This window comes from Celeribacter arenosi, assembly GCF_039539485.1.
Classification (GTDB): domain Bacteria; phylum Pseudomonadota; class Alphaproteobacteria; order Rhodobacterales; family Rhodobacteraceae; genus Celeribacter; species Celeribacter arenosi.
Genome location: NZ_BAABDF010000007.1, coordinates 1,505,545 through 1,516,162, shown reverse-complemented (window position 1 = coordinate 1,516,162; position 10,618 = coordinate 1,505,545). Strand labels below are relative to the sequence as shown.

The window sequence follows — 10,618 nt, the reverse complement described above, 5'->3', positions numbered from 1 at the left end:
CCGAGCGCGCATACATCGCATCATACCCCGAACGGTCAATATGCGCACGCGACGTGAACGCCTCACTGGGGGCATATGTTTTTGCTGTCATGGTTGGTCCTCCCGAGAATAGACAAACCCGCACGGGTAAAGGTGCGGGCGGCCCCGGTCCGGGCGCGTGGCGCGCGAGGGCAGGGGCCGTTTCGTGTCAGATAGCGAGATATTCGGCGCGAAGCGCTTCGTTCTCAAGTACTTCTTTTGCGTCGCCGTCATAAACAACGCGACCGGTGTCAAGGATCACCGCGCGATCCGCGAGATTCAGGGCGCGCACGGCGTTCTGTTCCACGAGAATGGTGGTGATGCCCTGCTCTTTGATGATGCGCAGTGTCTTCTCGATTTCGTCGACGATCACGGGGGCGAGACCTTCGTAGGGTTCGTCGAGCAGAAGCACTTTGATGTCACGTGCCAGAGCGCGCGCAATCGAGAGCATCTGTTGCTCGCCACCCGATAGGGTCACGCCTTCCTGTTTGCGACGTTCGCGCAGTCGCGGGAAGAGATCGTAAATCCGGTCGAGCGACCACCCGATGGGTTCCGCGATCTGGGCGAGTTGCAGGTTCTCTTCGACCGTCAGACCGGAGATGATGCGCCGGTCCTCGGGCACGAGACCCATACCGAGCGCCGCCGCTTCGTAGGACTTTTTATCGTGCAGCCGGTCATGATCGAGCCAGATCTCACCATGGGTGAGTTGGGGGCTATCAAGACGGGCGAGCGCGCGCAGGGTCGAGGTTTTCCCCGCCCCGTTGCGCCCCAGAAGGGCGAGGATTTCGCCTTCGTGGATGTTGAAAGACACGCCCTGAACGATATAGCTCTCGCCGTAATAGGCGTGGATATCCCAAGCCGAAAAGTAGGCCGGAGCGGTTTCCGCGTGGTTGGCGTTTGGATTGAATTGTTTCTCTGCCATGTCCCTGTTCCTCAGACCTGCTGGGTCTCACCGAGATAGGCCTCTTTGACCTTCGGATGACCCTTGATGTTTTCTGGCGTGTCCTCGACGAGGGGGGTGCCTTGGGCGAGCACGGTGATACGGTCGGCAAGCGAGAAGACCACATGCATGTCGTGTTCGATGATGGCGATGGTAATGTCGCGCTCGTCCTTGATCTGTTTGAGCAGATCAATGGTGTTATTGGTGTCAGCGCGCGCCATACCTGCCGTCGGTTCGTCGAGCAGGAGTAGTTTTGGCTCCTGCACGAGGCACATGGCGATTTCGAGACGTCGTTTGTCACCGCGCGACATGGACGAGGCGGTCATGCCCCTTTTGTCGGCCATGTTGACGTCCGATAGCATGGCCTCTGCTTTTTCAAACAGCTCCTTTTCGTTCAGCATGTTTTCAATCGCATGCATCCGGAACGCGCCGTCGCGTTTGGCAAAGCAGGGGATCATCATGTTTTCGATGACTGTCAGATCACCGAAAATTTCCGGTGTCTGGAACACGCGCGAAATCCCCATCTGGTTGATTTCGTGCGGTTTGCGCCCGAGCACCGAGTTGCCGTCGAACATGACGGAACCGGTGTCGGGGATGAGTTTGCCGACGAGGCAGTTGAGCAGCGTCGATTTGCCGGCCCCGTTCGGGCCGATGATGGCGTGTACAGAGTTTTCCTGCACCGAGAGGTTCACGTCGCCGAGTGCCTGAAGGCCCCCGAACCGCTTTCCCACGCCTTTTACTTCAAGAATTCCCATGGGTTGATCTCCTTAGACGACGTGTTTCGACGGTTCTGGTGAATGGGAAGGATCGGGGTTGTCATATTTGTCCCCTTTTTTCCCTTTGCGCTTTGACCACGCATGGATCCGTCTGAAGCCTTCGATGAGGCCACCGGGAATGAATGTCACCACCAGCATGAACGTAACACCGAGTGTGAGGTGCCAGCCTTCGCCGGTGAAGCGTGCAAGGATCCAGATGACAAGTTCTTCGAGCCCGTTTGGCAGGAAGGAGAACCACTGGTGCAGCACGCTTTCGTTGATTTTCGAGAAGATGTTTTCGAGGTATTTGATCACACCTGCGCCCAGAACCGGACCCATGAGTGTGCCTGCACCACCGAGGATGGTCATGATGACAACCTCGCCAGAGGCAGTCCAGAGCATCCGGTCAGCTCCTGCGAGAGGGTCCATGGCGGCCAGAAGACCACCGGCCAGACCGGCATACATACCCGAGATCACGAAGGCTGCGAGCGTGTAGGGTTTCGGATCAAGACCGGTATAGGTCATACGCTGCTGGTTCGATTTCACCGCGCGCAGCATCATGCCGAAGGGCGAGCGGAAAATCCGGATCGCGAAGTAGAAGGCGATGATGCCAACGATTGCGCAGAAGTAGAAGCCGGTGTTGAAGGTGAACACATGGCTGCCGATTTCCAGCTTTGTGGAGGCATTCATGGGCAGGCCAAAGAGATTGGTGACGGGCAGGGAGCCGCCTGCCGTCGCCCCATCCAGAACCCGTGGGTCGTTCAGGGCGAGTTGGAGACCGGTTTCACCATTGGTGATCGGCGTGAGCACCGAGTAGGCCATTTTGTAGGACATCTGTGCAAACGCGAGCGTCAGGATCGAGAAGTAGATGCCCGAGCGGCGCAGGGACACATATCCGATCAGCGCCGCGAAGACGCCTGCCACGACGATCGAGAGCAGGATCGCGGGAATGACGTTCATGGTGAGCAGTTTGAACATCCACACCGCAGCATAAGACCCTATACCGAGGAAGGCGGCGTGACCAAAGGAGAGGTATCCGGTCAGGCCGAAGAGGATGTTAAAGCCGACGGCGAAGATGCCGAAGATGACGACTTTCTGCATCAGGTCAGGGTATCCGCCGTTGAACTGCGCCATGGCGGAGCCTTCGGGGAAGGGCTGCATCAAAAACGGTGTCAGCGCAGTGAGGGCGATGACGATGAGCAGGAAGGAGGTATCTTTTTTGTTTAGTCCGAGCATTTTTTAGTCCTCCATGACGCCTTTTTTGCCCAACAGACCGCGCGGACGGGTCAGCAGGATGATGATCGCGACAAGGTAGATGATGATCTGGTCGATGCCGGGGAAGATGGATTTCACCTCGTTCATCGACGCGAAGCTTTCGAGGATGCCGAGCAGGAAACCCGCGGCGACAGCACCGGGCAGGGAGCCCATGCCACCGACAACAACCACAACGAAGCACAGCACGAGGAAGTCCATCCCCATGTGATAGTTCGGGCTCAGGATCGGGGCGTACATCACGCCCGCCATGCCAGCCACGGCGGCTGCGAGGCCGAACATGATGGTAAAGCGGCGGTCGATGTTGATGCCAAGAAGGCCGACGGTTTCGCGGTCTGCCATACCGGCGCGCACGACCATCCCGAAGGTGGTGAAGCGCAGGAAGGAGAACACACCACCGATCACCAGAGCTGCAAAGAGGAAATAGATCAGCCGCCAGTAGGGGTAGATGATGACGTTTGGATCAAATCCGAATGCGGCGCCAAAGTCGAACGAACCTTTGAAGGCGTCCGGGGCAGGGGTGGAGATCGGGTTTGCACCGTAGAAATATTTGATGACTTCCTGAAGCACGATGGCCAGACCGAAGGTCACGAGGATCTGGTCGGCGTGGGGACGCTTGTAGAAATGCTTGATCAGACCGCGTTCCATGGCAAAGCCGACAGCAATCATGATCGGAATGGAGAACACGATGGCCAGCGGAACCGACCAGTCGATCATCCAGTTGCCGATCTCGGGACCAAACCAGGATTCCACATAGGGCGTTTTGACCACGGCGGGGTTGCCGAGGAAGTCGGTTTTGGTCGGATCGACTGTTTCATAGGAAAGTTTGAAAATGCGCGACAGCGTGACGGCGCAAAAGGCGCCGATCATGAAAATCGCACCATGCGCGAAGTTCACCACACCCAGCGTGCCGAAAATGAGCGTAAGCCCGAGGGCGATCAGCGCATAGGCCGACCCCTTGTCGAGCCCGTTGAGCAATTGAAGAAAGATCGTCTCCATGTCCCCACCTAAGCATTGGAGTTATTGTTGAGGCCAAACGTCAGCCCGCCCGCATCCATTTGGACCGGTTCAGTGGGATGCCGAAATCGCCCGCGGGCGGATCCGGCTGACGGTGTGTACCTGTAGAGAGTGCGCGCCCCGGACCCTCATCCGAAACCGGGGCGCGCGTCGTGCTATCCGGTTGCTTATGCGCCCGGGTTACACGCGCCCAATGCGCCACCGGCAAACATTGGGTGCTCTGGATCGTATGTGACCTGAGCGGCAGGTGTGACTTCCACAACTTCGAGAAGGTCGAACTCGGATGTCGGGTTTTCTTTACCGCGCACAACGAGAACGTCTTTGAAGCACTGGTGGTCTTCTGCACGATAGAGGGTCGGACCGTTGCCCAGACCGTCGAATTCGAAGCCTTCGAGAGCTTCGACAACGGCACATGGGTTGAACGAACCTGCACGTGCTACTGCGTCTGCATAGAGCAGGGTCTGACAGTAAACCGTGTGTGCAGCCTGCGACGGCGGGAAGCCGTATTTGGTGCCGAAGGATTTCACGAAAGCTTTGGAGCCTTCATCCTGCAGGGACCAATGCCAGTTGGTGGAACCAAGGATACCCTTGATGTTCTCGCCAGCACCGCGTGCCATCAGACGGGAGAAGAGCGGAACAACGATTTCGAAGTTCTTGCCGTTCACCATCTTGTCGCGCAGACCGAACTGAACAGCGTTGGTGAGCGAGTTCACCATGTCTCCGCCGTAGTGGTTCAGCACGAGAACGTCGGCGTCTGTCTGAAGGACCGGCGTGATGTAGGACGAGAAGTCACCCGCGCCAAGCGGCGTGCGGACCTTGTTGACGGTTTCCCAACCCATAGCTTCGGTTGCCGCCGCAATGGATTCTTCCTGCGTCCAGCCCCAGGAGTAGTCAGCCGTGAGGTGGTAGGCCTTGCGATCGGTGCCGTAGAGGTTTTTGAGCACCGGTGCGAGAGCCGCCGCGGACATGTAGGCGTTAAAGAAGTGACGGAAACCGTTCGCCTTCTTGTCTTTACCTGTGGTGTCGTTGGAGTGGGTGAGACCCGCCATGAAGATGACGCCAGCTTCCTGACACAGACCCTGAACAGCGATCGCAACACCAGAGGACGAACCGCCGGTGATCATGATTGCGCCGTCTTTTTCGATCATCGACTTCGCAGAAGCGCGCGCCGCGTCGGATTTGGTCTGGGTGTCGCCGGTGACGTATTGGACCTTTTTGCCCAGAATGCCGTTACCTTCGAGAACCTTGGAAGAGAAGGTAGAGAGCATGCCGCCGTCGCCTTCGCCGTTGAGGTGCTCAACCGCAAGCTGGTAGGCGCGCAGTTCGTCTGCACCTTCGTCCGCATACGCACCCGACTGGGGCACGTTGAAGCCGAGCGTTACTGTGCCGCCCGTCGGATCGTTGGTGAAAGCGGAAGCGCCGGATGTAAAGATCGTCGGCAGCGCAAGACCGGCGCCAGCAACGGCCCCGGACTTCAGCACGCCACGACGCGTGAGAATGGATTTGGACATATGTATCCTCCCTAAGGTTTTTCTGACCGATGACGCGTTTTTCCTCCCGAAACCCACATCAGCGTCCCCTGCCGCCATATTCGTTTCGACGTTAACAGGATGCGTTGATTATTGAGCGCGTAAGTAAACCGCATCAACAAGTGCCTTTTGGTAAACGGTTTTTTTGTTAACAAATACACAACTCGAGTGTATACATTGTAAAAGATTTTTCGCGCACCTGCAGCATTTGTGAATGCGGCTGCAGAAAGGCGCTGAAAAGGCGAAATAAAATTGCGCTCTCGATTGAGGATGGTCATGCCCCGAACGTCGCTTACCGGAACCCGCATTCGCGAAAGGCGTACTTTGGCGGGAGTAAAGCAGGCCGAACTCGCCCGTAACGTGGGGATTTCGCCCGCTTATCTCAATCTTATCGAACATAACCGGCGCAGAATCGGCGGCAAACTTCTCGTCGATCTGGCCCGCGAGTTGTCCGTCGAGGTCACGCAGCTGACCGAGGGCGCGCAGGCCCCCCTCATCGAAGGGCTGCAAGATGCGGCCAGTTCCCAGACACAAGGATCCATTGCGCCCGAAACAGATCGGGTCGAAGAGTTCGCCGGACGTTTTGCGGGGTGGGCCGCGTTGGTGGTGTCCCAAAGGGACCGCATCGAAGGGTTGGAGCGGCGCATTGCAGCGCTCTCGGATCGTTTGGCCCATGACCCGTTTCTGTCGGATGCCTTGCATGAAGTGTTGTCGACGGTGACCGCAATCCGGTCCACAGCGGGAATTTTGAATACCGGCGGCGAGATCGATCCCGAATGGCAGGTCCGCTTTCATCGCAACCTCTATGAAGACAGCCAACGTCTCGCCTCGGGCAGTCAGGCATTGGTGACGTACCTCGACACCGTCGGGCGCAGTGGCGATGAGGCGGGTGGGGCCCCGTTCGAAGAATTCGAGGCCTGGCTGGATACGCAGGGGCGCGCGAGTGGGCCGGTATCCGAGGATGAAGACAGGTTGGCCGGGCTAAGCACCCCCGCCGCGCGAAAAATGGCGCAGGCTTGGTTATCGCGTCTGACAGATGATGCGCTGGCCATGCCGGATGCGATGGTCGAAGACGTCATCACAGCACACGGGATCAATCCGGCCGCCTTGGCCGACGCGAGCGGAAGTGACCTCGCGGCGGCGATGCGTCGTCTGGCGGTGTTGCCGGATGCGGAGGGCCGCGCGCCGGTGGGGATCGTCATTTGCGACGGGTCCGGCACGCTGTCTTTTCGCAAGATGATCGAAGGGTTTGCGCCGCCACGGTTCGGGGCGGCCTGTCCGCTTTGGCCACTCTATCAGGCGCTTTTGCGACCCATGCAGCCGGTCCGCCGTGTCATTGTGCTGCCGGGGCTGCCGGCGCGCAGATATCTCGCCTATGCAATTTGCCAGCCGCGGGTGCCAGCGCGGTTCGATATGCCCGAAGTGGTCGAGGCGACCATGTTGATCACACCCTATCAGGGGGCCGATGATGCCACCATTGAAGTGGGGACCTCCTGTCGGGTGTGTCCGCGCCTCAATTGCGCTGCGCGCCGCGAGCCATCGTTGATTATGGCTACACCGGAATTAGAGAGTGACATTTAATGGGGGCCGGATTGGTGACGATACTTTGACACTGACGAGTGCCTGCGCGATAAACCTTGAATTCAGGGAGTGAGGGGGCGGCAATGGCCAAACGGGTCCTGCTGATCGAAGACGAGCCCAATATCATCGAGGCGATCCGGTTCATCCTGTCACGTGACGGGTGGATTGTGGATACGCACGCCGATGGGGCGAGCGCGGTTGCCGCGGTCGGGGCGAAAATGCCGGAAGTCGTTATTCTGGACGTGATGTTGCCGGGCAAGTCGGGCTTCGACATCCTGCGCGAATTGCGCGCCGATCCAGCGCACGCCAAACGACCGGTTCTGATGCTGACGGCGCGCGGTCAAAAGAAAGACCGCGACATGGCAGAGGCGGCAGGGGTGTCGCTGTTCATGACCAAACCGTTCTCCAATTCGGAAATTCTGGAAGCCGTTCGCGCACTTGCCGGTGCACCCGATGTGAACGATGCGCATGACGCGTCCGGCGACAGCGATGGCTGAGCGCCGCGCGCCGCTCTATCTTGCGCGCCGCTCCTACAGGCGGCGCCGGTTGACGGATGCTTTGCGGTTGTTGCCGGTGTTGATGGGGGTTCTCTGGCTGCTACCGTTGCTGTGGGGCGGGCCGGGAACGGAAAACCCAACGGGCGAAGGTAGCCGCGCAGTCATTCATGTGTTTGCGATCTGGGGACTGGGTATCATCGCGGCAATCATCATTTCGCGCGCCTTGGTCGTCGGCGAACACGATGTGGACGGCGAGGAAACCCGCGACGACGGGAGGACCTAGATATGCTGTCCTTCAACGTGCTGGTTCTGGTCTGTCTGATCTATGCGTCTTTCCTGTTTCTGGTGGCGTTTTGGGCGGAGAAGCGCGCGGAGCGGGGGCGGCTCGGGTGGCTGCGTTCGCCGGTTATCTACACGCTTTCCCTTTCGATCTATTGCACGGCGTGGACGTTTTACGGCGCTGTCGGGTATGCCGCGCGATCGGGTCTTGAGTTCGTGACGATCTATCTGGGACCAACTTTGGTGGTCATCGGGTGGTGGTGGGTTTTGCGCAAACTGGTGCGCATCGGACGGACGCAGAGGATCACATCGGTCGCTGATCTGATCTCGTCGCGCTATGGCAAATCGACGACCTTGGGCGTTCTGGTCACGCTGCTCGCGGTGATCGGCACCACGCCCTATATCGCGCTGCAACTGCAGTCGGTCGCTTTATCCTTCGCGGTTTTTGGCCTCAACGACCCATCGGGCCTCGTGATCACCGACCTCAATCGCACCGCGCTTTGGGTTGCGGGTGGTCTGGCGCTGTTTACGGTTCTTTTCGGGACCCGAAATCTGGATGCAAACGAACGCCACCACGGCGTCGTGACCGCCATCGCGCTCGAAGCGGTGGTCAAAATCGTGGCGCTGGTGTCGGTCGGCGTGTTTGTGGTCTGGGGCGTTTCCGATGGTCTTGAGGGCATGTTGGAGCGCATCGACGCCTCGCCAATTGCACAGCAGGACATTATCGGCACGCGCTGGGTGGCCATTACGTTCCTGTCCGCTGCAGCCTTCCTGACGCTGCCGCGGATGTTTCAGGTTCTCGTGGTCGAAAACGCGGAAGAGCGGCACCTTTTCACGGCTGGTTGGGCCTTTCCTCTCTATCTCTTCGGCATGTCGCTCTTCGTCATACCTATCGCGGTGGCGGGGCTCGATTTTCTGCCTGCGGGATCGAACCCGGATATGTTCGTGCTGACCCTACCATTGGCGTTCGAGCAGCACACTCTCGCGACGCTATCGTTTCTGGGCGGGTTTTCGTCGGCTACCTCGATGGTGATCGTGGCCGCAATCGCGCTGTCGACCATGGTTTCCAACCACGTGGTCATGCCGATCTGGCTGTCGTCGCGCAAAGACGGCGCGACCGTGTCGGGTGATGTGCGCTCAGTCGTGCTCCTGGCCCGCCGGTTGTCGATTTTCGGCGTTTTATCGTTGGGGTATTTCTACTTCCGACTCTCGGGCGGGTCAGAGGCATTGGCGTCGATCGGCACCATCTCCTTCACCGGTGTGGCACAGGTTTTGCCGGCGATGATCGGTGGGATTTTCTGGCGCGGGGCAACCCGGATCGGGGCGATCGGCGGCGTGCTCACAGGGTTTGCGATCTGGGCCTATGCGATGTTCCTGCCCTCCTTTGGCGAAGCGGCGGGGTTTACCCAAACGTTTCTCGCCGAAGGGCCATTTGGCTTCGGATGGCTGAGGGCGCAGGCGCTGTTCGGCGTCGAGGGGGTCGATCCGGTGGTGCATGCCGTGTGCTGGTCGCTGGCGCTTAACACTCTGGTCTTCACGGTCGGGTCTTTGCTGTCTTTTCCAAATCCGGTCGAACGGCTTCAGGGCGCGCAGTTTGTGAACGTATTTGAGCACACCGGCACCACGCGCGGCTGGTCGCAGGGGACGGCGGAGGCCGAGGACCTGTTGATGATGGCGCAGCGCATTTTGGGCCCCACGGAGGCACAGCGGCTGTTCCAACTCTCGGCCGCAGAGCAGGGAAAGGGTGGATATCTTCCCGATACGACCCCGCAATTCCTCGAACGGTTAGAGCGCGAGATGGCCGGTTCGGTCGGGGCGGCGACGGCGCATGCGATGCTGGGGCAGTTGGTCGGCGGGGCGACGGTTTCGGTGCAGGACCTCATGGCGGTGGCCGATGAAACCGCACAGATCATGGAATACTCAAGCCAGCTTGAAACCAAGTCCGAAGAACTGGCCCGCGCAGCGCGGCAATTGCGCGAGGCGAATGAGAAACTCACCGCTCTATCTATCCAGAAGGATGCGTTCCTTAGCCAGATCAGCCACGAATTGCGCACGCCAATGACGTCGATCCGTGCATTTTCGGAAATCCTGCGCGATGGCGGTGCATCGGGCGACATGGATGCGCAAAGTCTCGAACATTTCTCCGGTATTATTCACGACGAGGCACGCCGTCTCACCCGTTTGCTGGATGATTTGCTCGACCTTTCGGTGCTCGAAAATGGTCAGGTGTCTCTCAACTGGACCCGCACGAACCTCAACACGGTGATCGGTCGCGCAGTGCAGGCGGCGGGGCAGGCCGGCGATGCGCCGATGCTGACCATTCGTCGCAACGAGGTGGGAGAACATATTGCCATTGAAACAGATGCGGATCGATTGGCGCAGGTGTTCATCAACCTGATCGCAAATGCGCGCAAATACTGTGACGCCGAGGCGCCGGTTTTGACCATCACCGCGCGGCGTTTGGGCAATGACGCGGTCCAGATTGATTTCATCGACAACGGTGCAGGCATCCCGCGCGACAAACAGGCGATGATTTTCGAAAAATTTTCGCGCCTGACGGACCACGCCAAGGCGGGTGGCGCGGGCTTGGGCCTCGCGATTTGCCGCGAGATCATGACCAACCTTTCGGGGTCGATTTCCTATCTCCCCGGACAGGGCGGGACGGCTTTCCGTATCGACATGCCGCGTAAACGTCTGCGCACGCGCACGAAGTAGGTTCGAAATCCTTCT

At 59.1% G+C, this 10,618-nt stretch carries 9 protein-coding genes; 4 read left to right on the top strand and 5 right to left on the bottom strand.

The window, feature by feature from the left end; genetic code table 11:
- Window positions 1-187: 187 nt before the first annotated feature.
- From ABD815_RS15060 to ABD815_RS15040, 5 genes are all read right to left on the bottom strand, one after another.
- The gene (locus ABD815_RS15060; protein WP_344848575.1) at window positions 188-940 is read right to left on the bottom strand and encodes an ABC transporter ATP-binding protein; all 753 of its coding nucleotides are present in this window, start codon (window positions 938-940) and stop codon (window positions 188-190) included.
- Between the two features lie 11 nt (window positions 941-951).
- Window positions 952-1,713, bottom strand: coding sequence for an ABC transporter ATP-binding protein (locus tag ABD815_RS15055; RefSeq protein WP_344848572.1), 762 nt, complete (start codon window positions 1,711-1,713; stop codon window positions 952-954).
- A gap of 12 nt (window positions 1,714-1,725) precedes the next feature.
- Window positions 1,726-2,949, bottom strand: coding sequence for a branched-chain amino acid ABC transporter permease (locus tag ABD815_RS15050; RefSeq protein WP_344848570.1), 1,224 nt, complete (start codon window positions 2,947-2,949; stop codon window positions 1,726-1,728).
- A 3-nt stretch (window positions 2,950-2,952) separates the two neighbouring features.
- The gene (locus tag ABD815_RS15045) at window positions 2,953-3,984 is read right to left on the bottom strand and encodes a branched-chain amino acid ABC transporter permease (RefSeq protein ID WP_344848567.1); all 1,032 of its coding nucleotides are present in this window, start codon (window positions 3,982-3,984) and stop codon (window positions 2,953-2,955) included.
- A gap of 185 nt (window positions 3,985-4,169) precedes the next feature.
- Window positions 4,170-5,513 (bottom strand): substrate-binding protein, encoded by a 1,344-nt coding sequence (locus tag ABD815_RS15040; RefSeq protein WP_344848564.1) that lies wholly within the window; start codon window positions 5,511-5,513, stop codon window positions 4,170-4,172.
- 294 nt (window positions 5,514-5,807) lie between these two features.
- Between ABD815_RS15040 and ABD815_RS15035 the strand changes: the two genes are divergently transcribed.
- The 4 genes from ABD815_RS15035 to ABD815_RS15020 all read left to right on the top strand — a co-directional run bounded on the left by ABD815_RS15035 (window position 5,808) and on the right by ABD815_RS15020 (window position 10,603).
- Window positions 5,808-7,112, top strand: coding sequence for a short-chain fatty acyl-CoA regulator family protein (locus ABD815_RS15035; protein ID WP_344848561.1), 1,305 nt, complete (start codon window positions 5,808-5,810; stop codon window positions 7,110-7,112).
- An 83-nt stretch (window positions 7,113-7,195) separates the two neighbouring features.
- Window positions 7,196-7,609: a response regulator transcription factor gene (locus ABD815_RS15030; RefSeq protein ID WP_344848558.1), complete on the top strand. Its 414-nt coding sequence runs from the start codon at window positions 7,196-7,198 to the stop codon at window positions 7,607-7,609.
- Window positions 7,602-7,892 carry a hypothetical protein gene (locus ABD815_RS15025; protein ID WP_344848556.1) on the top strand — a complete coding sequence of 97 codons (291 nt, stop codon included), beginning with the start codon at window positions 7,602-7,604 and terminating at the stop codon, window positions 7,890-7,892. Before ABD815_RS15030 ends, ABD815_RS15025 begins: the two co-directional genes overlap by 8 nt.
- Window positions 7,893-7,894: 2 nt before the next feature.
- The gene (locus tag ABD815_RS15020; protein ID WP_344848553.1) at window positions 7,895-10,603 is read left to right on the top strand and encodes an ATP-binding protein; all 2,709 of its coding nucleotides are present in this window, start codon (window positions 7,895-7,897) and stop codon (window positions 10,601-10,603) included.
- The last annotated feature ends 15 nt before the right edge of the window (window positions 10,604-10,618 follow it).